Genomic DNA, 25582 nt, shown 5'->3' on the forward strand with positions numbered 1-25582 from the left:
ATTCGAAGAAAATACCTCGAGGCTCTGCCTCGGGGACAATAGAGGAAAAGTTTGAAAAACGGATGGTTTTTCATAACACTTTGAAAAAGTGTAGTTTTGAACTATGGATGATCATATTTTAAAAAGACATAACAAAACATTACTTCTGTATCATTTAGTTTTTCCTGTAAAATATAGGAATTCAGTTATTACAGAGGAAGTTGGATTTGGTTTGAAAGAAATATGTATTGATTTGTCACAACGCTATGAAATACATTTTGTGGAAGTTGGTTATGAAGAAAACCATGTTCATTTTTTAATACAAAGTGTTCCCAGTTTGTCGGTGAGTGAAATTTGTATGAAAGTAAAGAGTATCACGGCGAAAGAAATTTTCAGACGATTTCCTGAAGTGAAGACAAAGCTTTGGGGAGGAAACTTTTGGACAAGTGGTTACTATGCAAACACAGTAGGTCAATACGGGAACAAAGATGTTATCAAAAAATATATTGAAAATCAAGGTAAAGAAATAAAATATCAAAAGGTATATGAAGCTCAGCTTACACTTTTTGATTTCTAATACTTCGGGGCTCTGCCCCGGGGTAGTTTATTATGAATTGAGTACCTTGTTTCAAAAACAATACAAAATGAAAGACAGTAAAAAATTATATAAGGTCGCTTTTGGATTGGCTGTTTTTACCATTATCTATAACATTTTGGAAGGCTTGATATCGACCTATTTGGGATTTGAAGATGAAAGCTTAGCCCTTTTTGGTTTTGGTGCGGATAGTTTTATTGAAGTGATTTCTGGTTTGGGAATTGCCCACATGATTTTAAGAATTCAAAGTAACCCTGAAAGCAAAAGGGATGGTTTTGAACGTACCGCTTTAAGAATCACAGGGTTTGCTTTTTATATTTTGGTTGTTGCACTGGTCATAACCAGTATGTACAATATATGGATAGGGCATAAACCCTTAACCACCTTTTGGGGCGTTATTATTTCGGCCATCTCCATCGTGGTGATGTGGGCTTTGGTGGCTTGGAAACGCCGTGTGGGCAACCAACTAAACTCGGCACCTATTTTGGCAGATGCCAATTGCACCATGGTTTGTGTGTATATGTCCGTTATTTTGCTTGTAAGTAGTGGTATTTATGAACTGTTTGGCATTCTTTATATAGATAGTTTGGGGACGCTCGGTCTGGCTTATTTTGCATTTAAGGAAGGCAAAGAATGTTTTGAAAAAGCCAAAAACGATACACATTGCTGTTGTGATTGAAACGTATATGGAATGCTATTCTATATATTTAAAGGCATTTGGTTATTAACGTGTAATGACATTATTTTCTTAATAAAGGGTGTTGTGGTGTGTTGATTTTCTGATATAAATAATTTAAATTCGTTTGTTGGTGCTGAACTTGTTACAGTGTCTTTGGATATGAATATTAAAACAATTTAAATCCTCAAAACGTAAGCAGGCATAGATAAACTAAATACAAAACCTTTAACAAATTAACTTGACGCAACATCTATTCTTTAGTTTAGCGATAATATTATTTATTTCTAATTCAAATGCGCAAACAAATAATCTTACACCCGAGCAACAACGACTCACTTTTATTGTTGGCAGTTGGACAATCGATGGAAGTGAAAAAACTTATATTGAAACTTGCGATTGGATCCAAGGAAATCATTTGCAGTGTCTTTCCGTCGATAACGAAAATGAGAAAACCCGTAAATCTGTTAGTTACTTCACATATTCTCCATCGGAAAAAATCTATATTTACTATGGATTATATAGTGGTGGAGGTTCGCGAACATTGCGCGGTTCATGGATTGAAGATAGATTTAGCTTCGAGGGTCAACAACAAACAACTGATAAACTTACGAGATATCGGGTTACAATGAAACCTAACCAAGGTATGATTGATTTTTTCGAAGAACGCTCCATAAATAATGGAGAATGGAAGGAAATCGCAAAATTCCAATACAAACCTGCCAACTAAAACCTCCGCTTTGCGAAGTTTGCAACTTCGCATATTTAATTAATTAAAAAACAGCTACGAAGTCAGGGACTTCGCAGAGCTGGTGCTTAAGAGGACGAAACACGCTTCCGCACACTTCCATAAGACAAAGTATTTTACTGAACACTCCTGCTAACTTTTCCACTGCAATACATTTCTTGTAAATTCATCTTCCAAACACCAGTTAATACACCGCTAGCGCTCGTTTGTAACGAGTGCCTTCGTAGTAAATCAGTTATAAAACAAAAAATAGATTATATGCATAACAATCCAGTGGAAAGCAGTTTTAGAAATAGATAGCACTGGTTTTTTTGACTAATTGTAATTGGGCACTCGTTGCAAACGAGCGCTAGCAGCAGGGACGTAATAGGACGAAACACGCTTCCTCACTCTTAAAACAATAGCAGAAAACCACAGAATTTATAAACTTACATAAGACAAAGTATTTACTGAACACTCCTGCTCACTATGGCACTCTGCAATACATCTCTTGTAAAATTCATCTTCCAAACACCAGTTAAAAAATGTGAATACTGTAAATCTTCACAGTAATTACATAACTCATTTATAAGTCTATAAACTATCTTGTAGGATATTATTTGTTTAATTAATTTTTTCATCAAGAAAAAAAAATACTGGTGTATATATTTTAGTGTGACATTTAATATATATAAAACATTTAAAAAACTAATGATATGGCTAATAAGAAAATCTCCGTATTGGTTGGCAGTCTGAGAGAAGGCTCATTTAACAAAAAGATAGCGACCGAAGTCATGAAATTGGCTTCCCCGAATTTAGAATTAGAAATCGTGGAAATTGGTCAACTTGTATACTATAATGAAGACTTAGATCAGGGAAACCCACCACAGGAATGGGTGCAATTCAGAAACAAAATAAAAAATTCGGATGGATTTTTATTCTTCACCCCGGAATACAACCGGGGCATTCCTGCTGTTTTAAAGAACGCTATAGACGTAGCTTCAAGACCCTATGGCAAAAATAGCTGGGCAGGAAAACCTGGTGCTGTGGTAAGTGTTTCCATTAGTGCTTTGGGGGCATTTGGAGCCAATCACCTTCTTCGCCAATCGATGGTGTTTGTCGATGTTCCCATGATGCAACAACCTGAAGCCTATATTGGAAATGCACAAAGCTTATTTGATGAAGCAGGCACTTTAGTAGAGGACACAAAAACCTTTCTTCAAGACTTTATCAGGGCTTACGAAAGCTGGGTGAATAAATTTTAACGCCACCCAATACATCGTAAAATATGGGGCCATTAGAATCCAATAATTAAACCTTCAAAACTCACTCATTCCCAAACGCCTTCATTTCCTGTAATGGCTCAAGCGTCTCTTCACTCCCCCAAATGGTATTATCAAACTTGGTTAAGGATTGGTAAGGTGTCTTTTTTTGTTGTGTAATACTATTGTAATCATTTAGCGTTGTTGCTTTGGTGTTGGTTATTAAAAGTTCTTCTTTAGTACGGTTGCTGCCTTCTATGGTAAAGTCGGTGCTTAATTTATAACGGTCTTTGCTATTTTCAATAAGCGTTAAATCCCGGCTTACGTAAAAATAGCTGCCACTTTCATGTTTTATATATTTGGGTTGGTAGGTACTATCATTTTGTTTTTGATAAAGCACCAACCCACTGTTTAGGTTTTCTTCATATTTAACACCAAGCAAAAGCTTCAAATTCACTTTGCTGCCATGTCGGTTTTCAAAATAGCTGTACGTGACCTTGGTAACGGCATAATCGCCATCGGTGACATACAATTTGCCACTGTATTTTGCTTTACCTTTTCTGGGTTGGTAGCTTATAATGTAGGTGAGCTGTTGGTTGTAAACGGTCATATCGTCTATGGTATAGTCATATAAGCGTGGGTTTAAAATAGTCATTAAAAACGAGTTATTATAAAATCTCGAATATCTTAGTAAGCCTTTAGTAGCTCCCTTTAGGCCGTTGATGTCAAATTCTTCTTTTTCCTCTTTTTTTTCCTCTTTTTTTATTTCTGCAAACGACAAGGAATCTTCAATTTTAAAGAGCCCGGTTTTTACTTTATAGGTTTTGGTGGTATCTAAATAGCGCAACATGATATTTTTAGCACGCTCCTGAACCTTGTCTATCGAGAAATCTTTATTGTGGTCCAACAATTTGGTGGCTTTGCTCACGGTGAGTTTGGTGGAGTCTTTGGTTTGGGTGTACAATGTGCCCTTAAAATCTATATAATGAACCGTTTTACTATTCCTAATGGCATTGGTCAACGCTTGTAAATCGGTATTCACCTGCTCCAATTGTTGCTTTTTAACTTGTGACGCTTTATCGATTTCAAAGTTGAGGTTTTCAAAATCGACATAATCGGCTACTCTTCTAAAAATGTCATATTGCCTTAAGTCGGTACTATAATTTTTGTTTGCATGGCGTTTTACACGGGCAATAATGGAATCGATGTTTGGTGTTTTATTGCTGAGGTACACTTCGTCAAGTTGGTTAACGGCTGGTTCTAATTCAATGCTGTAATTTAGGGATTTTATATCGGCAATAGTCAGCGTTTTGCTGCCATAACCCATGAACGATATGAGGATGTTTGTGTTTTCTAAAGCATTAGGATTAATGGTAAAATAACCTTCTTCATTAGAAATAACACCACTGTAGTTGCCCGTTTTTATAGTGGCAAAAGGAATTGGGGCTTTGGTAGTTTTGTCAATTAATTTGGCAGTGATGTTTTGTGCCGATATTATTTGCAAACCAAAACAAACAATGAAGGGGAATACTATTTTTTTCATAACAAATATGTTCTTTATAAAAACGATTTATAAGCTGAAACGTTACAAATAAAAACAAATAAAACCGAGCAAAAATAGCTCGGTTTTTACTTTTAACGTACTTTAACTTTTAAAATTTAAAATTAAGCTTGGCATAGTAATAAGCACCACCAAAACCCATTTGTACAGAATCCCAGTAACCACCAGCTTCTGTCCAATCATCTTGTTGGTCGGGGTAGATGTTGAAAAGGTTGTTGCTACCTACATTCAATTTTAAGCTTTCTGAAAGTTTAAAGCCTAAATTTAAATCCGTTACTATTTTTGCGCCATAAGTATCGGTTGCAGCTATGATTTGTTCATTGAAACCACCGTAATCTGCAGGGTCTTCATACATTTGGTAATCCAATAATTCGACCTCACTAAATCTGGTAAACGTTAAAGCGGCATCAAACCATTTTTTATCGTAATTAAGATTTAAGCTCATCTTGCTATTGGGTGCCGACGTTAATAAAAAAGCTTTGTCGCGTTCGCCAAAAAAGGTTTGTTCGTCTAATGTGCCATTTTTTACTTTATCAATTTTCATATCGTTAAAGTTGCCCAAGAATGTGGCACCAAAAGAACTATCACTATCTAAATTGGTTTTATAAGCTAAAATAACATCTAAACCAGTCGTTTTTGTATCGGCACCATTGGCAAAAAACTGAGCTGCCTCCACATTGGGTATTTGTGGTGCATCAAAATTACCGGTAAGTACAATACGATCCTTAACTTGTATGTAGTATCCATCAACTGTGGCTGTAAAATCGCCAAATGTAGCAGTAAAACCTAATGCTGTGTTGAGTGCTTTTTCTTCTTTTAACGGACCAATACCAAAGGAAGCTGTAACCGGACTGTTGTTTGGAGATAATAAAGATTCTAAAGCAACACCACCCACAAAGTTCGTGAACCTTAAGTTGTAATATATTTGAGCTAACGAAGGTGCTCTAAATCCTGTGCTGATAGAACCACGAATATTAATATTATCCGTAGCTTTTAAACGAGCTGCTAATTTTCCGTTAACAGTGCTTCCAAAATCGCTAAAGTTTTCAAAACGCGCAGCAGCACTTAATAAAAAAGCATCCGTTATATCAAATTCTGCATCAGCGTAAAGCGACAAATTACTTCTACTTCTATCAACGACATTCGCGGGGCTATACCCTGGAAAACCTTGGGAGCCACCAGGACGGGGATTACCTTCATCATCTTCAGCTTGTGTTTGTGTGCTTGGGTCTGTAATTAAAATACCATTTTCGGTGTATGTCCCATACGAAGCTTCTTCACCCGCATAAATCATAAATCGTTCTGTTCTATACTCAGCTCCAAACGCTAAGTTCATACCACTTAATACATCATCATAGTATTTTGAAAAATCAAAGTTGATGGTATTTTGACTTAGGCTATGTCCGCCCGCATCAAAATCGGTTGGCGATACATCCTCCAAAGAAGCGTTGAGCGTTCCTTTTATATAGTAATGAAAATCGTTTTTTCCGTAGGTATTACTAATATCAATTTTCCAACCGCTTGCTGTTGTTGTTCTTACGCCAGCAGCAACAGAATTATCAATGATATTTGAGGTGATTCTTGGTGTAAATCCGTTAGGATAAATAGATTCCACCACACGTTCACCGCCATTTCTTGTAAATGCAAACGCATCGGTGTCTCGGTAATTTCTACCTCCAAACGCATATATCTCCGTATTTTCAGAAACGGGAATGGCTAAGTTTCCAAAGAAATTAAAAGCATCAATTGAGGCTTCACCAAAACCTTTTCTAAAATCGAAAGCAGGGCGTAAGGTTTTATTTTTGCTTAAATATTCCGTGGTAAAATTAGCATAACCTTCTTCACCAATTTTAAAACCATAATTAGTGGTTACTTTTACAGAGCCGCCATCAAAATTTCTATCTTTTCCAATGGCATTGCCATCTTTATCGGTATCTAGTCTATATCCATCTGTGTTCCAAGCGCCATATTCGCCAAAATCACTTGTATTCACATCAGCGTTTGTGCTATAGGCGCCATAACTAACACTTCCAGTGAGTTCATCAACATTATCTTTTAAAACAATATTGATAACACCCGCAATGGCATCAGACCCATATTGTGCCGAGGCACCATCTCTAAGAATTTCTATTCTTTTAATGGAAGAAGCAGGAATGGCATTAAGGTCGGTTCCAGTATTTCCACGACCTCTAGTGCCAAAAATGTTTATCAAAGACGATTGATGTCTTCGTTTACCATTAATTAAAACAAGGGTTTGGTCGGGGCCTAAACCTCTTAAAGATGCAGGATCCACGTGGTCCGCGCCATCAGAACCCGTTTGTTTGTTCGCATTAAATGAAGGTGCTGCATATTGAAGCATTTCATTGATTTCAACTTTTCCCACTTGGGTAGTCACTTCAGAAACATCAATAACATCGATGGCTACAGCAGTATCTACAGCTGTTCTTTTTGGACTACGGGAGCCAACTATAAAAATTTCATCTAGAGTTTCACCATCCTCCAAGGTAACATCTAGAGTGGTTTGATTATTTACAGCGACGCTTAAGGTGTTATAGCCTACATAACTAAATGTTAAGGTCGCATTGCTGCCAACATCAATCTTGTATTTACCATCAAAATCTGAAGTAGTCCCATTTTGAGTGCTTTTCTCTACAATATTAGCTCCTGGGATTGGAACTCCATTAGCATCTTTAACAATACCGGAAACAGTTTGTTGGGCAAAAGTGGTTGCTGCTGTTAGAAATAGAAACAGGAATAATTTTTTTTTCATATTAAAAGGTTGTTTGAATTAGTCAAGACTAAGATATGTTAAAGTTTTATGAAAAACTATACGTAAATGGCAAAATATCAACATAATATTAATCAAAACATAATTTTAACTGGTTATAATTCATTTATTGCTATTGTAAAAAAATTATAAATTACTGTTAATATAGTCTATATTTGCACTCGCAAAATCTCCCATCCTCAATCCTTCCCAAAGAGAAGGAAGCAAGATGAAAAAATAAGTATAATTTAAAATTGCCCTGAAATTCCCTTTCCTCAGAAAGGACTAGGGATAGGAACATGAAACACCCATGAGAATAGCATTCACACACACGAGGATGATTGTTGAGGGTGTTGCAGCTGACAATTAAAAAACAATAAAAATCAACAGATGAAACACCCATGAGAATACAATCATGCATACGGATGATTGTTAAGGGTGTACCATCTGACAATTAAAAAACAATAAAAATCAACAGATGAAAGCAGGAATCGTAGGATTGCCAAACGTAGGGAAATCAACCTTATTTAATTGTTTGTCCAATGCCAAAGCACAAAGTGCCAATTTTCCATTTTGTACCATCGAACCTAACATAGGTGTTGTCAATGTACCAGATGCTAGATTGGAAAAGCTTACCGAATTGGTAAAACCAGTCAGGGTACAGCCAGCAACCGTAGAGATTGTTGATATTGCTGGATTGGTTAAAGGCGCTAGTAAAGGTGAAGGATTGGGTAACCAGTTTTTGGCAAATATTAGGGAAACCGATGCGATTTTGCACGTGTTGCGATGTTTTGACAACGATAATATTGTACACGTTGATGGCAATGTAAACCCGATTAGGGATAAGGAAACCATCGATATGGAATTGCAGTTAAAGGATTTGGAAACGGTTGATAAAAAACTGGAGAAGGTAAAACGTGCTGCTAAAACAGGCAATAAAGACGCCCAAAAAGAAGAAGCCGTTTTAATGAAAATCAAGGATAATCTGGAAGCAGGTGTTTCTATACGCGCCTTGGAATTTAGCGAAGATGATTATAACGATTTTGTAAAACCAACACAGTTTATTACAGAGAAACCAGTGATGTATGTTTGTAATGTGGATGAAGAGTCTGCCGTTTCTGGGAATGCTTATGTAGAATTGGTTAAGGAAGCTGTAAAAAATGAAAATGCGGAAGTATTGGTGTTGGCTGTGGCTATTGAAGCCGATATTAATGAATTGGATGATTATGAAGAACGCAAAATGTTCTTGCAAGACATCGGATTGGATGAAGCGGGTTCGGCTAAATTAATTCGTTCTGCATACAAATTATTGAACCAACAAACCTATTTTACCGCTGGTGTTAAAGAGGTGAGAGCATGGACGATTGATATAGGAGCCACAGCGCCACAAGCTGCAGGAGTTATCCATACCGATTTTGAAAAAGGATTTATTAGAGCCGAGGTGATCTCTTATAATGATTACGTGACCTACGGTAGTGAGGTAAAGGTAAAAGAAGCAGGCAAAATGCGTGTTGAAGGGAAAAGCTATATTGTCAATGATGGTGATGTGATGCATTTCTTGTTTAATGTGTAAACTATTATCAGTAATAGGCCTATTTTTGTCCCCATTCCATAATTAAATAAAAAAATTGGTTTTTTGTAGGTAAATATTTATTTTATACGTTATTTTGTAATGTAAATACCTCAGAAATAGTCATGCCACTAATTGAAATACATACCCTTATTAATGCCGATGTTAAAACCTGTTTTGACTTAGCTCGGAATATTGATATTCATCAAGAATCGTTACGGCATTCCCAAGAAAAGGCTATTGCAGGAAAAATATCCGGACTCATAGAATTGGGTGAATGGGTGAGTTGGGAAGCGAAACATTTTGGTATTGTACAGCACTTAACATCCAGAATTACCGAATTTGATTCGCCCCATTATTTTGTGGATGAAATGGTTTATGGAGCATTTAAATCGTTTAGGCATGATCATATTTTCAAAAAATTGGACAATCAAACACTTATGGTTGATACATTCGATTTTGAATCTCCTTTGGGTATTATTGGTCAGTTGGCTAACCAGTTATTTCTTAAAAGATATATGGCCAACCTTTTAAAAACCAGAGGCAATTATTTAAAACAAAAGGCAGAATCGCTTAAAATTGATTAAATGAGCATCGTAATCTGTCAAATTTCTGCATTTTATTGAAAAAACACAGGGCTATCTTCGCCTCATGGGAATAAAAAAACCGACTACATTTATATATGGTGTTCTAATAGGACTTTTAGGAATTGTCCTTTTTTCATCCAAAGCAGTGATGGTGAAATTAGCGTACCAATACGATGTTGATGCCATAAGTATTCTGTTGTTGCGCATGTTATTTGCATGTCCTTTTTACATCATCATAGTCCTGTGGAACAGAAACAAACAAGCGCACGTTGTTTTAGAAAACAAGGATTACTATTGGATTGTGTTCTTTGGTATGATAGGCTATTACTTATCAAGTTACTTCGATTTCGTGGGCTTATCATACATTAAGGCGAGTTTAGAGCGTATCATATTGTTCTTGTACCCAACGATGGTGATTATTTTTAATAAGGTTTTTTTAAAAAATCGGATAACAAACGTTCAAATAGCAGCTATTATTTTAACGTATATAGGTATTGTAATCGCCTTTGGGGATGAGGTAGCTATTTCTGGAAACGATACTTATATTGGTGGATTTTTTATATTGCTAAGTGCCATTACCTATGCATCCTATTTGGTGGGCAGTGGTTGGTTAATTCCGAAATTTGGCGTCATGAAATTCACATCCTATGCCATGATTGTGTCCTGTATCTGTGTGTTTGTCCATTATTTAATAATTAAGGAAACCAGTATTTTTAGTTATACTTGGGAAGTTTATCTTTTAGGATTTTTAATAGCAATATTTGCCACAGTAATCCCCTCATTTCTAGTGTCTAAATCGATAAAAATGATTGATTCTTCAAATTTTGCCATTATTGCTGGTGCTGGGCCTATTTCAACCATCATTCTAGCGGGTATTTTTTTAGGTGAACAATTAACCTGGTTGCAATTGTTTGGTGCCTTGGTAGTTATTTTTGGTATTTTATTGGTATCGTTGAAAAGAGTTAAAAGTTAAAAGTTAAAAAAGTTTCAAAGCCTCAGAGTTTCAGAGAATCAAAGTTTCTGGGCTTCAAAGTTTAAATTGTTATTACCAACCAAGACCCAGAACCCAAAACCCAACACCCAAAACCTTGAACCCAAAACCTTGAACCCAGAACCTTGGACCCAGAACCTTGGACCCAAAACCTTGAACCCAAAACCTTGAACCCAAAACCTTGAACCCAAAACCCACCAACGAACTTATCAAAAAAATATTGTTAATTACTTTGTGTCATGGCAGTTTCTTTTTTTAAACTGAAATACTATATTAGCGTTCCCTCACAGAACATGCCAAAAGATATATGATCGAACAAACCAACTACACAGAAGACAATATACGCTCGCTAGACTGGAAAGAACATATTCGTATGCGTCCAGGGATGTATATTGGTAAATTGGGTGATGGGTCTTCTCCAGATGATGGTATTTATATTCTACTAAAGGAAGTTTTAGACAATTCCATAGACGAGTATGTTATGGGAGCTGGCAAAACCATTGAAATTTCCATTCAAGGCAATAAAGTGAGCGTACGCGATTATGGTCGGGGTATTCCTTTAGGAAAAGTGGTTGATGTGGTTTCCAAAATGAACACAGGAGGCAAATACGATTCTAAAGCTTTTAAAAAATCGGTTGGATTGAATGGTGTGGGTACAAAAGCCGTTAATGCGCTATCCTCTTTTTTTAGGGTAGAATCTACAAGGGATAATAAATCGGCTTCCGCAGAATTTGAACAGGGAAACTTAATCAATCAAGATTTACTGGATGATACGACAAGAAGAAAAGGCACCAAGGTGTCTTTTGTTCCAGATGAAATCATCTTTAAAAAATATAAGTATCGTAATGAATATATCATTAAGATGCTTAAAAACTATGTGTACCTAAATACAGGGTTGACCATCGTTTACAACGGTGAAAAGTATTTTAGTGAAAACGGCCTTAAAGATTTATTAAGTGAAAACATCAATGAATCGGATAGAGCTTATCCAATCATCCATTTAAAGGGTCACGATATTGAAGTGGCCATGACTCATAGTAAAACACAGTATAGTGAAGAGTACCATTCGTTTGTAAACGGACAAAACACCACGCAAGGAGGAACGCATTTGGTGGCTTTTAGAGAAGCATTGGTAAAAACCATTAGGGAGTTTTATGGGAAAAATTACGACCCGTCCGATGTGCGTAAATCTATTGTGTGTGCCATTGCTATTAAAGTCATGGAGCCCGTTTTTGAAAGTCAGACTAAAACAAAGCTAGGCTCAACCGATATGGGTGGGGATCTTCCAACGGTAAGAACCTATATCAATGATTTTTTAAAAACCTATCTGGATAACTATTTGCATAAAAACCCAGAGGCGGCAGATAAAATTCAACGCAAAATCCTTCAGGCAGAACACGAGCGTAAAGAATTATCAGGCATTAGGAAATTGGCAAAAGATCGTGCCAAAAAAGCCAGTGTTCACAATAAAAAATTACGTGATTGCCGGGTGCATTTGGGAGACATTAAAAACGATAGAAGTTTAGAATCCACCTTATTTATTACTGAGGGAGATTCTGCATCAGGAAGTATTACAAAGTCACGGGACGTCAATACACAAGCCGTTTTCAGTTTAAAAGGAAAGCCGCTTAACTGTTATGGTTTGAGCAAAAAAATTGTTTATGAGAATGAAGAATTTAATTTGCTTCAAGCAGCATTAAACATTGAAGAATCCTTAGAAGATTTAAGGTATAATAATGTGGTAATAGCAACCGATGCGGATGTAGATGGCATGCATATTAGGTTACTACTCATCACTTTTTTTCTGCAGTTTTTTCCAGAAGTTATAAAAGAAGGCCATTTATATATTTTACAAACGCCCTTATTTAGGGTTCGAAATAAAAAGGAAACCATCTATTGTTATTCTGATGAAGAACGAAGGGACGCGATTGAAAAGTTAAAACCAAAACCAGAAATCACACGATTTAAAGGACTTGGTGAGATTTCGCCTGATGAGTTTAAGCATTTTATTGGTGAAAACATTCGGTTAGATCCTGTGATGTTGGATGATAACATGTCCATCGAAAATTTATTGGAGTTTTATATGGGTAAAAACACACCTGATAGACAAGAGTTTATTATTGATAATTTAAAGGTAGAATTAGATATTATTGAATAAAAGGTATCCAAAATTATCTATTTGTTATTTTAAGATTAATAAAATGAGAATTTGATTTAAATTTTAGTTAAATAGAATTAAAATACAGAAGTTTAGACGTAAATTTGTACAAAAAAGTCAAATTAATATAGCCTGATTAATTCAGGCTTTAAAACTAAACAGATATGTTATATTCAAAAGAAACTAAATTGGTAAGAAGAGAGGTTTATGATTTTGTAACGGCATTTAATAGAAATATAAGTAAAGCCAAAGATAAGCCCTCAGGAAAAACGATGCTTACTGGTAGGCCAAAAAAATAGTAATAATTAATGATTGAAAACGGTAACGATTTAATTAACGAACAAGACGAACCAAAAGAAACCATTACCCGAGTAACGGGCATGTACAAAGATTGGTTTTTAGATTATGCTTCCTACGTTATATTAGAACGTGCTGTCCCGGCCATTGAAGATGGTTTTAAACCTGTGCAACGCCGTATTATGCATTCCATGAAGGATTTGGATGATGGGCGTTACAATAAGGTGGCAAATATTGTGGGTCATACCATGCAATATCACCCACACGGTGATGCTAGTATTGCCGATGCCATGGTTCAAATCGGGCAAAAGGATTTATTAATAGATACCCAAGGAAACTGGGGCAATATCTTAACGGGCGATAGTGCTGCGGCATCCCGTTACATTGAAGCACGTTTATCTAAATTTGCTTTAGACGTTGTTTACAATCCGAAAATTACCGAATGGCAGTCATCGTATGATGGCAGACGAAAAGAACCTGTAAATTTGCCGGTCATGTTTCCTTTGCTATTGGCACAAGGGGGCGAAGGGATAGCGGTCGGACTTTCAACAAAAATATTACCACATAATTTTATTGAACTCATCGATGCCTCCATCAAGCATCTAAAAGGAAAAAGCTTTACACTTTTTCCAGATTTTCCAACGGCTGGCATTGCCGATTTTTCAAATTATAATGATGGTTTGCGCGGTGGACGTGTTCGTGTAAGGGCCAAAATATCGCAGCTCGATAAATATACATTGGTCATCACCGAAATTCCGTTTGGAACCAATACCTCTACGCTGATCGATTCTATTTTAAAAGCCAACGATAAAGGCAAAATAAAAATCAAAAAGATTGAAGATAATACCGCAGCCAATGTTGAAATTTTAGTGCATTTACCGCCTGGCATTTCTCCAGATAAAACCATTGATGCCTTATATGCTTTTACAAGTTGTGAGACGCCCATATCGCCTTTAGGTTGTGTTATTGAAGACAATAAACCATTGTTTGTGGGGGTTTCGGAAATGTTACGCCGTTCTACCGATAATACGGTGCAGCTTTTAAAGAGTGATTTAGAAATAAAATTAAAGGAGCTAGAAGAACAATGGCATTTTGCTTCTTTAGAACGTATTTTTATTGAAAAGAGAATCTATCGTGATATTGAGGAGGAAGAAACTTGGGAAGGTGTTATCAGTGCCATCGATAAAGGATTGCAACCACATATCAAACATTTAAAACGTGCGATTACGGAAGACGATATTGTGCGTTTAACGGAAATCAGAATCAAGCGTATTTCTAAGTTTGATATTGATAAAGCCCAACAAAAAATTGAAGCTTTAGAAGACCAAATCGCAGAAGTAAAACATCATTTAGCACACCTAATAGAGTATGCCATTGCTTATTTTACTAGACTGAAAAATGATTATGGTGAAGGGCGGGAGCGTAAAACCGAAATACGGGCTTTTGATGATGTAGATGCCACAAAAGTGGTTATCCGAAACACAAAACTATATGTCAATAGGGAAGAAGGTTTTGTGGGCATGTCGCTTAAAAAAGACGAATATGTTTGCGATTGTAGCGACATTGACGATATTATTGTATTTACCGGAGAAGGGAAAATGATGGTGACCAAAGTGGATGCCAAAACCTTTGTTGGCAAAGACATCATTCACGTAGCTGTTTTTAATAAAAAAGACAATAGAACTATTTATAATATGATTTATAGGGATGGGAAAAGTGGCCCATCGTATATAAAACGATTTGCGGTAACGGGCATTACCCGAGATAAAGAATACGATTTAACCAACGGAAACAAATTATCCAGTATTTTATATTTTTCGGCCAACCATAATGGGGAAGCAGAGGTTGTTACTATTTTGTTACGTCAGGCGGGAAGTATCAAAAAGTTAAAATGGGACATTGATTTTTCAGATATTATTATTAAAGGAAGAGTTTCTAAAGGGAATTTGGTTACCAAGTATTCCATTAAAAAAGTAGAACTTAAAGAAAAAGGAATATCCACTTTAAAACCTAGAAAAATTTGGTTTGATGATGCCGTGCAACGTTTAAATGTAGATGGTAGAGGCGAACTTATCGGCGAGTTTAGAGGTGAAGATCGTATTTTAATCATTAACCAATCGGGTGTGGTTAAAACGATTGTTCCAGAAATTACAGCCCATTTTGATGATGACATGATTGTGTTGGAAAAATGGATTCCCAAAAAACCAATTTCAGCCATTTATTATGATGGAGAAAAAGAACGCTATTATGTGAAACGTTTTTTAATTGAAAACGAAAATAAGGAAGATGTTTTTATTTCCGAGCATGAAAAGTCACAATTAGAAATCGTCTCAACTGATTGGCGACCTATGGCAGAAGTCATTTACGTCAAACAAAAAGGTAAAGACCCAAAAGAAACGCAAATAGTCAATCTAGAGGATTTTATTGCCATTAAAGGTATAAAAGCCATTGGAAATCAATTAACGACGGATAAAATAAAGCAAGTTAATTTATTGGACCCGTTGCCTTATGAGGCTCCTGAGGAAATCCATGCCGACGAAATAGAGGTGGTTGATGAAGAAACTGTTTTAGATGAAGATTCTCAATCCACGGATTCTGACAGTAAGAACGATGATGATGATGAAGAGGGTTTTCAAATTGATGGCGAAGGACAAATTACTTTATTTTAATGATTACCAACTTAAACTATCACCTTCCTTAAGTAGCCAAGTATCAACAAGACCTGCATTAACTTCTAAAACATATTTGGCAGGAATGTTTGATGGCAATGAAGTTTCATCAAAGGGTTTAGCATCTTTTTGATAGCTCACAATTTTTTTGTTATCATCAATATAAATGATGTCCAAGGGAATTTGTGTGTTTTTCATGAAAAAATAGCGTTCCCTAACGTCATCAAAAACAAATAACATTCCTTGATTGGTTTTCATGGAGCTTCTATACATTAAACCTGTTTGAATATCATAATCCGTATCAGCAATTTCAATATCTAATGAAATTTCGGTAGAATCGGTTGCGATTTTAAATATAGTCAGGTCACCTTCTTTCGTAAATGTAACTTCAGTTTGTTTGATAGACTTTTTTTCATCCTTACAACCTGAAATACTATGAAGTAACATTCCTAAGCTTAAATAAACAACTATATTCTTTTTTAAATACATATTGAACTCATTATTTTACGGGTACTTTTGGTTTGTAAACAAACATAAAATAAAGACCGATGATGATAAAAGGAATACTTAACCATTGTCCGGTATTCAATCCATACCAATTAATATATTCCTCACCTTGCGGCTCTTTGAAAAATTCCACAAAGAAACGAATGGTCCAAAGCAACACTAAAAACAGACCAAATAGATAGCCCGTTTGATCCCTTTTTTGGGTTTTAGAATAAACAAACCACAAGATTAAAAATACAAATATATAACAAAAAGATTCATATAATTGTGCTGGATGCCTGTAAGGAACAGCGTCCAATAAATCAGCAAACTGTGGATTTTCTATAAGGGCATTGTAAGCTTTTTGAACGTCTTTAATACCTGTTAACTGGGTGATTTCATATTTGTTATAGTAGTCTTGTATAAAGCGGACACCAAAGTTAGAATCGGTTACCTTTCCAATAATTTCAGAATTAATAAAATTCCCTATTCTAATAAAAACGGCTCCTGAAGCTACTGAGATAACAACCCTGTCCAATATCCAAAGCAATGATTTATAATTATATTTTTTTCTATATAAATACATGCCGATAATAATACCAATGGCAGCGCCATGACTTGCCAAGCCTTGAAATCCTGTAAATTCAATCCCATTTTTAAAACTGAATGGTAAAAAAATGCTGAAAAAATCTTCTGAAATAAGTTCCGATTGATAAAACAGTACATGACCTAAACGAGCACCTAACATGGTCGCTAGAACAGTATATATAAATAAGGGATCTAAATAGTCTAAATCTATTTTTTCTCTAATGAAAATACGCTTCATAATATACCAACCCAGAATGAACGCGACAACCCACATAAGGCTGTAAAAATGGAGGTTAAAGTTGCCTACTATGTTAATGGCCGATATAGGATTCCAATCAAATTTTAATAAATACATAGATTCTTATTTCAAAATTTCTAAAATTTCAACTTCAAATATTAAATTGGTCTTTGGGGGAATATCTCTATTTCCAGTTTCACCATAAGCTAAATGATAAGGGATAAAAATCGTAGCTTTATCACCAACACTTAATTGTTTTAAACCTTCTTTAAATCCGGGTATCATTCTGGCATCTGGACCAATTTCAAAAATGATAGGTTCATACCCATTCGCTGCTTTTTGGCGGGGATTAACAGCATCAAGCGCTTCTGCGGTTTCTAGTTTGCTAGTCCCCAAGAGTTTACCGTCTTCAAAATAAACAGTATAATTCCCCAATATTTTATGGGTTTCAGTCAGTTTTTCACCTGTGCCTTTTTCGGTAATAATATATTCTAAGCCAGAAGGGAGGGTGGTTGTTTTTTCTTTTTGTGTATTGAATTTTTCTTGGTTAGACTTTAGCAAAGCCGCCTTCTTTTCTGCTTTTTCTTTTTCTATGCGTTCTATTTCCGCAAAATGATTTTTAAAAATACTGGCAGCATTAAACGATTTCGCTTCTTTACCTTTTCTAATAATATTTAATTCTTCAATAACAATAGCTTCTAAAGGCTTATTGGCGGGGTCAGTTTTTACATTAGAAATGGAATCCTGGACATCAATTCCCAGAACCAATTCACCAAAAATAGTATGCACATTGTCTAAGGAAGGTTTTGGTACTTCGGTTATAAAAAACTGACTTCCATTAGTATTAGGTCCTGAATTGGCCATAGATAATATGCCAGGTTTATCGTGTTTTAAATCAGGTTTAAATTCATCATTAAATTTATATCCTGGACCTCCCATGCCATTCCCCATAGGATCACCTCCTTGAATCATAAATCCGTCCATAACACGATGGAAAATAAGTCCGTTATAAAATTTTTTGCCCTTGTGCGTTTCATCAACAAGCGTGTTAGTGCCTTCAGCAAGCGACACAAAATTAGCAACCGTTATAGGTGTTTTGTCATAAAATAATTTAGCAACCATCGTGCCTTCGGTAGTAACAAATTCAGCATATATACCATCCTTTAAATCTGGGTATTGTGCCTTACATGACGAAAATCCTATTACAAAAATCAGGGATAAACTTAGAAGCTTTTTAAAAATTCGCATACATTAATCAGATTGGTTTTCAGTAATTGAATGAACGGTAACTTCGCACATAAGCGGTATGTTAGTTCCAATTTTATTTAAATCGCCATAATAACCATATGCTTTTTGGGAAGGAAATAAGAAGGTAACGGTTTCGCCGGTTTTCATAAGTTTTAATCCTTCACGAAGCCCCGTAAATAATTCTTCCTTATCCATGACATAGGTTTTGTCTTTAATATCGTCTTTGGAATATATTAAAGAACCATTTAAGTCTTTAACGTCATAATCGTAATTAATAACATCACCAAATTCAGGAGTCTCTAAGCTGTCACTTTCTACTTTAGTATTGTAATAATACCAAAAACCACTTTTGGAAGCAATGTAATCTTTCTTTTCTTGCTCCATTAATTTTTTAATGGTTGCTTGTTCTTTGGCGTTTAATTTTTTGTTCCTTTCTACAGAAGCATCAATGAATGAGCCTGTTTTTACAGAAACTGGTCTTCTGGCTTCTGGCATTTTACAGCTAACAAAAGCTAAGAAAAGGAGTGCTAGGGTTAGTAATTTATTCATTATTTAGGGCTTTATTATAATTAGGCAATATACTAATAAATTTTTCAACTGTATCTTTTAAGGACAAATGGCTTTTGCCTCCAGCAGCATTGGTATGGCCGCCACCTTCAAAATGAGTTCTAGAAAATTCATTAACAGAAAAGTCTCCTTTGGAACGCAACGATATTTTAATAATACCTTCTTGTTTGTCTTCAATAAAAATAGCAGCCATCACAATATTGTTTAATGACAAACCATAATTAACAACACCTTCCGTATCTCCTTTTTTGTAATTGTATTTATTTAATTCTCTTTGGGATAAAGTAATATAAGCCGTTTTGGATTCTGGAATAATTTTTAAGTTGCTAAGTGCACACCCTAAAAGTTGTAGTTTTTCATACGTATTGGTATCATAAACATTATTATGGATTTGGGAGTTGTTGGCTCCTTTTTCAATCAGGTTTGCAACGATGCGGTGTGTGTGGCTTGTCGTACATGAAAATCTAAATGAGCCAGTATCGGTCATAATACCAACATATAAACAGGTAGCAATATTAGCATCAATGTTGTTGGTATCTCCCAACATATCAATAAAATGATATACCATTTCGCAGGTAGAACTCATGGCAACATCCGAAAAAATGTAAGCAGCAAAGTCATCCGGTGCTTGATGATGGTCTATCATTATTTTTATGGCATTGCTTTCAGTTAAAACAGGTTCCATATTGCCGGTTCTATGCAAGGCATTAAAATCTAGGGTAAAAATAATATCGGCTTTTTGTATTAAATTATCACATTCTTTTGTTTGGGAATCGTGTTTTAAAACGGTGTTGTCGCCCGGTATCCACTTTAAAAAATCTGGATAATCATTAGGTGCTACTACGGTCGCTTGGTGATTGCATTTTTTGAGGTAATGATATAAACCAAGCGTGGCACCCATAGCATCACCATCAGGGTTTTTATGCGGAACAATAACAATCTGTTTTGGGGACGCCAATAATTGTTTAATTCGTTCAATATCTTGTTGTGTCATAGGAAGCGAAGATACAATTTTTTTAAAATTGGATTAACTTGTTTTAATGAGAAATACGTTACTTTTGCACCGAAAATTACAAATAGGGTTTCTAATATATTTTCTAAATACTTAGTTTATAATTTCATGAACTCCTAGTTATCAAATAGTTAAAAAATTGAATAATTTAAAATAAAAAAATGGCAACAAATAGAACATTTACCATGCTAAAACCAGATGCTGTTGAAAAAGGGCATATTGGTGCGATACTTGAAAAAATTTCAGCATCGGGATTTAGAATAGTGGCAATGAAATTAACACAAATGACAAAAGCTGATGCGCAATCTTTTTATGGAATTCATAAAGAACGCCCATTTTTTGGAGAATTGGTAGACTATATGACTCGCGGACCTATTGTAGCCGCCATTTTAGAAAAAGATAATGCTGTGGAAGATTTTAGAACTTTAATTGGAGCCACAAACCCAGCCGATGCTGCCGAAGGTACGATACGCAAAATGTATGCTGCATCATTAGGTGAAAATGCGGTACATGGAAGTGATAGTGATGAAAATGCCGCTATTGAAGGTGCTTTTCATTTTTCAGGAAGAGAGATGTTTTAAAAAAGCGAAACATCTTTATATTAAAAAGCCTGCTAATTAGCAGGCTTTTAAATTTCTCAAAAGTTAAAATAATAGATAATGTATATATATTAGATGACTTTTACGTTTACTGCGTTTAACCCTTTTCTACCTTCCTGTAAATCAAATTCAACGGTATCGCCTTCGCGAATTTCGTCAACTAATCCAGAAATGTGAACAAAATGCTCTTTTTTCGAACCATCTTCGACAATGAATCCAAAACCTTTAGACTCATTAAAGAATTTTACGGTGCCTTTACTCATACTTAAAAAATTAAATTTGTTATAATAACAAATATATAGAAAAAATTATTGGAGCAACAAAAAAAGCCTGTCAATTAATTGACAGGCTTTTTTTTGTAAATTGTTAAAGTATATATTAGATTACTTTTACGTTTACTGCATTTAGACCTTTTTTACCTTCTTGTAAATCAAATTCTACTGCATCACCTTCACGAATTTCATCTGTTAATCCAGAAATGTGTACAAAATGTTCTTTGTTGTTGCCATCTTCAGTGATAAATCCAAAACCTTTAGAATCATTGAAGAATTTTACGGTACCTTTACTCATTGTTATAAATATAAAAAATTAAGTGACAAAGATATAACTATAATTGATAATAACTAGTTATTTTTTAATTAATATTTTTTTAATTAATATAATGATAGTTATTAACGTAGCACTATTTTTTTAATTAAAGGCTTTCCTAGGGCTTCATTTAGCATAGAAATAATCTTCTCTTTTCCGTAGCTTAATTCTTCTCGAAGTACGCTAGAACTCAGTTGTACATAAAGAACATCACGCTCCAATTGTACCGATGTTGTATAATTATTAACCCCATTGCCCATTAAGTCGGCCCAAGCATCGGCCACATTAACTTTATTTAGCCCTGTTTCCAATTTATTGGTTTCAACAAATTCTTTAAGGGCATCGGAAATACTGATATGTTCGTTATGGCGTTTTGGCATTATTTTTTATTAAGGGGTTGGACTTAATTTTAAATACTAAATTCATATAATTTTTTCACATGCTTTTCTTTTTGATACCAATCGTTATAAACTAATTCTAAGTTTTTTACTTCAAAAGAACCAAAATCATAATGTCTATATGCTTCAATTATTTTTAAAAATGCTGGTTTATTATTTATTTTATTTTGAAATCTAACAACTGTAGTATGGGCAGTTTGTAGGGAATAACGTTTGTCTATACTTTGCTGTAAGTTACTATTTTTAAAGTTCTCTCTTAAATTATTTCTAATAAGATTTAAAAAATTGGTATTCATAAAACCTTGAATCATGATACATGAAGGTGATGCAGTAACACCTTTAAATTCAATTTTAATTTTAGAATTTTTAACTAAGCTTTTGGATATTAAATTAATGTATTCTGAAATATTGATGCGTTCTAACTGAAAACCGTTATAGCATGAAATGATAGACATAACCGTCACATGAATATCTGAATTCCCATAAAAATATTGATATGGGTCTATCGATTTAAGTTCATTTAAAAATTTTTGAATATCATTTTTAACTTCAACAGAAGGTCTTGTTAAAAGTGTTATACCGAACCTGTTGTCTAAAGGTGAATTTATTAAGTGGTCAATTTCGTAATCGTCATCCTTAATTTTAATTATGGAATCGGCATAAAGCTTATTATAATGTTCTTCCAGATTCATTTTCTAAAGCCTAAACATTTCATAAGATTGATGCACTTGTTTGATAACATCTTCAGTACGTTCTGCATGAGTATCGCTGATAAATAACTGCCCAAAATGTTCATCGTTGACTAATTTAATGATTTGGGCAACACGATTTTCATCTAATTTATCAAAAATATCATCCAATAATAAAATAGGGTTTACGCCACTTTGTGCTTTTATAAAATCGAATTGCGCCAATTTTAAAGCAATTAAAAATGATTTTTGTTGCCCTTGACTTCCAAATTTTTTAATAGGGTGCTCCTTAATATTAAAACTTAAATCGTCTTTATGGATACCAACATTGGTGTATTGTAAAGCCTTGTCTTTATTAATGTTGTTTTGTAAAAGTGTGTTTAGGTCGTTGTCGAATAGATCGCTTTCATAAACCAATTCTACAAATTCTTTATCGTTGCTTATGACTTTGTAGCGCGACTTAAAAACAGGGATAAACGCCTTTAAAAAAGCAGCTCGTTTTTCAAAAATACGTGTACCATAGTCTGTTAACTGATTGTTGTAAATATCAATGGTGTCCGCATTAAATGTGTGGTTCAAAGCAAAATATTTTAAAAGCGCATTGCGCTGAGCCAATACTTTGGTGTATTTTATTAAATCTGATAAATAATTTTTATCACTTTGGGAAATGACGCTGTCAATGAATTTTCTGCGGGTGTCGCTACCTTCAATAATAAGGTCTCTATCGGTGGGTGAAATGATAACCAAAGGCAACAATCCGATGTGGTCGCTAAACTTGTCATATATTTTCCCGTTGCGTTTTATTACTTTTTTTTGTCCACGCTTTAAGCTAACCACTATTTTTTCGGTGTTATCATTTTTATGGTAATCACCATTAATGACAAAAAAATCTTCATCATGTTTTATGTTTTGGGTCGCTACCGGATTAAAATAGCTTTTCCCAAAAGATAAATGGTAAATAGCATCTAAAACATTCGTTTTTCCTATGCCATTGTTACCTACAATGCAGTTTATCTTGTCGTTAAAGACAAATGATTTGCTATCAAAATTTTTATAATTAAGAAGTGAAAGCGATTTTAAAATCATATAAATAATAACTTATGGGGTATTTGGAGTGCAAACTCGTAAAAAGAACTGCAAATTATTGAAAAATATCAAATAAATACCCTTTTAGTTATGAAGAAAAATTATATTTTTGCGGCGCATTAAAATACAATACATGGCAACTTATAATAAAAGAGGAAACAGACCAAAAACAAAAGAAGAGATACAGCAGAATATTGAAGATGGTTCTACAACTGCTGAGGTTTTTAATACACTTGATGAAACTGCTTCAAAAACAGAAGCCTTCGTTGAAAAGAACCAAAAATATATTTTTATTGTAATAGGACTTGTTGCAGCAGTTGTACTTGGGTATTTAGGCTATAATGAATTTATAGCAAAACCAAAACAAGTGGAAGCTATGAACGACATGTTTCAAGCTCAGAAATATTTTAATGAAGCTGTAAATGGTGTTGAAAAAGATTCTTTATTCAATTTGGCATTGAACGGTGGCGAAGGTAAATATGGCTTCTTGGATATTATTGAAGAATATAGTGGTACCCCAGCGGCGAATTTAGCTAACTATTGCGCGGGTACTGCCTATTTAAGATTGAAAGATTACAAAAGGGCTGTTGAGCATTTGGGTAATTTTAAAAGTGATGATGAAATATTGGCCCCATTGGCAAAAGGAAATATTGGTGATGCATTTGTGCAATTAAATCAGCCAGAAGATGCTTTAGATTACTATGAGCAAGCGGCCAATATGAGAAATAACGAGTATACAGCGCCCATGTACTTATACAAAGCTGGCGCTATTGCTTTAGAATTAGGTAGAGCGGATAAGGCATTAACTTATTTCGAAAAAATTAAAGAAGAATTTCCTAATTCGACTGAAGCAGCAACTATTGATGTATTTATAGGAAAAGCGCAAGTGTTGGCAAATAAATAATATGGCAACAGCTAATAAAAACTTATCAGATTACGATAAATCTACAATCCCAAACGCGAAAGATTTTCGGTTTGGGATTGTTGTTTCTGAGTGGAATGATACGATTACCGAAGGCCTATTTCAAGGTGCTTATAGCACGCTTATAGAGAATAGTGTGTCGCCAGAAAGTATTATAATTTGGCATGTTCCAGGAAGTTTTGAGCTTATTTATGGTAGCAAAAAAATGCAGGAGCAAATGGTTGATGCTGTTATTGCCATTGGAAGTGTGATTCAGGGGGAAACCAAGCATTTCGATTTTGTTTGCGAAGGTGTTGCCCAAGGCATAAAGGATTTAAATGTGTTGCACGATACGCCCGTCATTTTTTGTGTCCTTACAGATAATACCATGCAACAGGCCATAGACCGCTCTGGCGGTAAACATGGAAATAAAGGGACTGAAGCTGCCATTGCTGCTATTAAAATGGCTGATTTGCGTAAGAACGCTTAAATAGAAGTTACAAAGTTTCAAAGTCTCAAAGACTCAAAGATTCAAAGTTTCTGAGCCTCAAAGTTGCAAAGTGACTAAGATTCAAAGTTTCTAAGCAGTTTTTAGTTTTAAAATTTTACCCTGCAACTCTGCAACTCTGCAACTTTGTTGCTTTGAAACTTTACACCTGTATAACCGTGTAACTCTGTAGCTCTGCAACTTTGCAACTTTGTAACTTTGCCACTTAGTAACTGTTAACAATTTTTAGCAATTCCTTTCCTAGTTTCTATCTATTTTTAAGTATTTTTGAGGTATAAGCAATACAGCTATTTTGTTTCATCAGCGTAAAAATAAATCATTCAATTATAAACCTAGATTTTCTAGAGAAACAAATTCAGATACGAATCAGGTAAACACTGATAAAGACACGGATTTTGTTTCTAAATGGAAACAAGGTAGCCACTTGAATAACCGCAAAGTAAAAGGTGGCATGTCAATGAAAATACTGATATTGGTTTTGGTATTATTATTGATTTGTATGTATGTATTGGAAAAAAAATACATGTAACAAAAACCGTAAAATCATGGGACTTTTAAAATTGCGTAAAAACAAAAAATTCAGTTATACACCTCGTTATTTTGATGATAAAGGAGAAGGTAGTCCTTTTGAAATTAAGCATAAATTTGATGAGTACAGAAAAACGGTTGGTAGTAACAACGGACTGAAAACAAAATTCACCAATGCTATAGACGATTTAAAGACAAATCCAGATAAAGAAGCCAATAAACGTATATTGATTATTGCGGCTATTCTGATTCTTATATGCCTTTTTATCATCGGATTCGATTTATCCATTTTCTTTTCAAAGTAATT

26 protein-coding genes are annotated in these 25582 nt (G+C 34.7%); 14 read left to right on the forward strand and 12 right to left on the reverse strand.

Annotated elements, in window-relative coordinates; all coding sequences use genetic code 11:
• The first annotated feature begins 103 nt into the window (after positions 1–103).
• The 4 genes from tnpA (at position 104) to CSW08_RS11460 (ending at position 3242) form a co-directional block, all read left to right on the forward strand.
• The gene (gene tnpA / locus CSW08_RS11445; protein ID WP_106658059.1) at positions 104–556 is read left to right on the forward strand and encodes an IS200/IS605 family transposase; all 453 of its coding nucleotides are present in this window, start codon (positions 104–106) and stop codon (positions 554–556) included.
• A gap of 67 nt (positions 557–623) precedes the next feature.
• Entirely contained in the window at positions 624–1253 is a 630-nt protein-coding gene (locus tag CSW08_RS11450; RefSeq protein WP_106660021.1) for a cation transporter, read from the forward strand.
• A 238-nt stretch (positions 1254–1491) separates the two neighbouring features.
• Complete coding sequence (locus CSW08_RS11455; protein WP_106660022.1) at positions 1492–1980, forward strand: hypothetical protein; 489 nt, start codon at positions 1492–1494, stop codon at positions 1978–1980.
• A 713-nt stretch (positions 1981–2693) separates the two neighbouring features.
• On the forward strand, positions 2694–3242 hold the full coding sequence (locus CSW08_RS11460; RefSeq protein ID WP_106660023.1) for an NADPH-dependent FMN reductase: 549 nt from the start codon (positions 2694–2696) through the stop codon (positions 3240–3242).
• 61 nt (positions 3243–3303) lie between these two features.
• Here the strand turns inward: CSW08_RS11460 and CSW08_RS11465 are convergent, their stop codons facing one another.
• The gene (locus tag CSW08_RS11465; protein ID WP_106660024.1) at positions 3304–4782 is read right to left on the reverse strand and encodes a carboxypeptidase-like regulatory domain-containing protein; all 1479 of its coding nucleotides are present in this window, start codon (positions 4780–4782) and stop codon (positions 3304–3306) included.
• Between the two features lie 109 nt (positions 4783–4891).
• Entirely contained in the window at positions 4892–7570 is a 2679-nt protein-coding gene (locus CSW08_RS11470) for a TonB-dependent receptor (protein ID WP_106660025.1), read from the reverse strand.
• Positions 7571–8045: 475 nt separating this feature from the next.
• Here CSW08_RS11470 and ychF point away from each other — a divergent pair, with 475 nt between their 5' ends.
• The 6 genes from ychF to CSW08_RS11495 all read left to right on the forward strand — a co-directional run bounded on the left by ychF (position 8046) and on the right by CSW08_RS11495 (position 15839).
• Positions 8046–9140 (forward strand): redox-regulated ATPase YchF, encoded by a 1095-nt coding sequence (gene ychF, locus CSW08_RS11475; RefSeq protein ID WP_106660026.1) that lies wholly within the window; start codon positions 8046–8048, stop codon positions 9138–9140.
• Between the two features lie 122 nt (positions 9141–9262).
• Entirely contained in the window at positions 9263–9724 is a 462-nt protein-coding gene (locus tag CSW08_RS11480) for an SRPBCC family protein (protein WP_106660027.1), read from the forward strand.
• 64 nt (positions 9725–9788) lie between these two features.
• Positions 9789–10697, forward strand: coding sequence for a DMT family transporter (locus tag CSW08_RS11485; protein ID WP_106660028.1), 909 nt, complete (start codon positions 9789–9791; stop codon positions 10695–10697).
• A gap of 325 nt (positions 10698–11022) precedes the next feature.
• Positions 11023–12873, forward strand: coding sequence for a DNA topoisomerase IV subunit B (locus CSW08_RS11490; RefSeq protein ID WP_106660029.1), 1851 nt, complete (start codon positions 11023–11025; stop codon positions 12871–12873).
• A gap of 164 nt (positions 12874–13037) precedes the next feature.
• Positions 13038–13172: a hypothetical protein gene (locus CSW08_RS18435; protein ID WP_262496554.1), complete on the forward strand. Its 135-nt coding sequence runs from the start codon at positions 13038–13040 to the stop codon at positions 13170–13172.
• A 9-nt stretch (positions 13173–13181) separates the two neighbouring features.
• Positions 13182–15839, forward strand: coding sequence for a DNA gyrase/topoisomerase IV subunit A (locus CSW08_RS11495; protein WP_106660030.1), 2658 nt, complete (start codon positions 13182–13184; stop codon positions 15837–15839).
• Positions 15840–15842: 3 nt separating this feature from the next.
• Here the strand turns inward: CSW08_RS11495 and CSW08_RS11500 are convergent, their stop codons facing one another.
• From CSW08_RS11500 to CSW08_RS11520, 5 genes are read right to left on the reverse strand one after another with little or no spacing between them, the layout of a single operon-like run.
• Positions 15843–16328, reverse strand: coding sequence for a DUF192 domain-containing protein (locus tag CSW08_RS11500; RefSeq protein WP_106660031.1), 486 nt, complete (start codon positions 16326–16328; stop codon positions 15843–15845).
• A gap of 10 nt (positions 16329–16338) precedes the next feature.
• Positions 16339–17268 (reverse strand): prolipoprotein diacylglyceryl transferase, encoded by a 930-nt coding sequence (gene lgt / locus CSW08_RS11505; RefSeq protein ID WP_106660032.1) that lies wholly within the window; start codon positions 17266–17268, stop codon positions 16339–16341.
• 6 nt (positions 17269–17274) lie between these two features.
• Complete coding sequence (locus tag CSW08_RS11510) at positions 17275–18399, reverse strand: peptidylprolyl isomerase (RefSeq protein WP_106660033.1); 1125 nt, start codon at positions 18397–18399, stop codon at positions 17275–17277.
• Positions 18400–18402: 3 nt separating this feature from the next.
• Entirely contained in the window at positions 18403–18948 is a 546-nt protein-coding gene (gene gldI, locus CSW08_RS11515; protein WP_106660034.1) for a gliding motility-associated peptidyl-prolyl isomerase GldI, read from the reverse strand.
• Entirely contained in the window at positions 18941–19960 is a 1020-nt protein-coding gene (locus CSW08_RS11520) for a DHH family phosphoesterase (RefSeq protein ID WP_106660035.1), read from the reverse strand. Before CSW08_RS11520 ends, gldI begins: the two co-directional genes overlap by 8 nt.
• Before the next feature lie 179 nt (positions 19961–20139).
• Between CSW08_RS11520 and CSW08_RS11525 the strand changes: the two genes are divergently transcribed.
• Complete coding sequence (locus tag CSW08_RS11525) at positions 20140–20559, forward strand: nucleoside-diphosphate kinase (RefSeq protein ID WP_106660036.1); 420 nt, start codon at positions 20140–20142, stop codon at positions 20557–20559.
• Between the two features lie 89 nt (positions 20560–20648).
• Here CSW08_RS11525 and CSW08_RS11530 read toward each other — a convergent pair whose 3' ends face one another.
• The 5 genes from CSW08_RS11530 to recF all read right to left on the reverse strand — a co-directional run bounded on the left by CSW08_RS11530 (position 20649) and on the right by recF (position 23338).
• Complete coding sequence (locus CSW08_RS11530; RefSeq protein WP_106660037.1) at positions 20649–20840, reverse strand: cold-shock protein; 192 nt, start codon at positions 20838–20840, stop codon at positions 20649–20651.
• 115 nt (positions 20841–20955) lie between these two features.
• Positions 20956–21147 carry a cold-shock protein gene (locus CSW08_RS11535; protein WP_100612358.1) on the reverse strand — a complete coding sequence of 64 codons (192 nt, stop codon included), beginning with the start codon at positions 21145–21147 and terminating at the stop codon, positions 20956–20958.
• Positions 21148–21248: 101 nt separating this feature from the next.
• Positions 21249–21545 carry a DUF721 domain-containing protein gene (locus tag CSW08_RS11540; protein ID WP_106660038.1) on the reverse strand — a complete coding sequence of 99 codons (297 nt, stop codon included), beginning with the start codon at positions 21543–21545 and terminating at the stop codon, positions 21249–21251.
• A 29-nt stretch (positions 21546–21574) separates the two neighbouring features.
• The gene (locus tag CSW08_RS11545; protein ID WP_106660039.1) at positions 21575–22255 is read right to left on the reverse strand and encodes a mutarotase; all 681 of its coding nucleotides are present in this window, start codon (positions 22253–22255) and stop codon (positions 21575–21577) included.
• A 3-nt stretch (positions 22256–22258) separates the two neighbouring features.
• Positions 22259–23338, reverse strand: a complete 1080-nt coding sequence (gene recF, locus CSW08_RS11550) for a DNA replication/repair protein RecF (RefSeq protein WP_106660040.1) — start codon at positions 23336–23338, stop codon at positions 22259–22261.
• Positions 23339–23471: 133 nt separating this feature from the next.
• Between recF and CSW08_RS11555 the strand changes: the two genes are divergently transcribed.
• The 3 genes from CSW08_RS11555 to CSW08_RS11570 all read left to right on the forward strand — a co-directional run bounded on the left by CSW08_RS11555 (position 23472) and on the right by CSW08_RS11570 (position 25580).
• Positions 23472–24242: a tetratricopeptide repeat protein gene (locus CSW08_RS11555; RefSeq protein ID WP_106660041.1), complete on the forward strand. Its 771-nt coding sequence runs from the start codon at positions 23472–23474 to the stop codon at positions 24240–24242.
• Between the two features lies 1 nt (position 24243).
• On the forward strand, positions 24244–24729 hold the full coding sequence (gene ribH, locus CSW08_RS11560; protein WP_106660042.1) for a 6,7-dimethyl-8-ribityllumazine synthase: 486 nt from the start codon (positions 24244–24246) through the stop codon (positions 24727–24729).
• A 563-nt stretch (positions 24730–25292) separates the two neighbouring features.
• Complete coding sequence (locus CSW08_RS11570; RefSeq protein ID WP_106660075.1) at positions 25293–25580, forward strand: riboflavin synthase subunit beta; 288 nt, start codon at positions 25293–25295, stop codon at positions 25578–25580.
• Positions 25581–25582 lie beyond the last annotated feature (2 nt).

Source organism: Confluentibacter flavum, assembly GCF_002843175.1.
GTDB classification, from domain to species: Bacteria; Bacteroidota; Bacteroidia; order Flavobacteriales; family Flavobacteriaceae; genus Confluentibacter; species Confluentibacter flavum.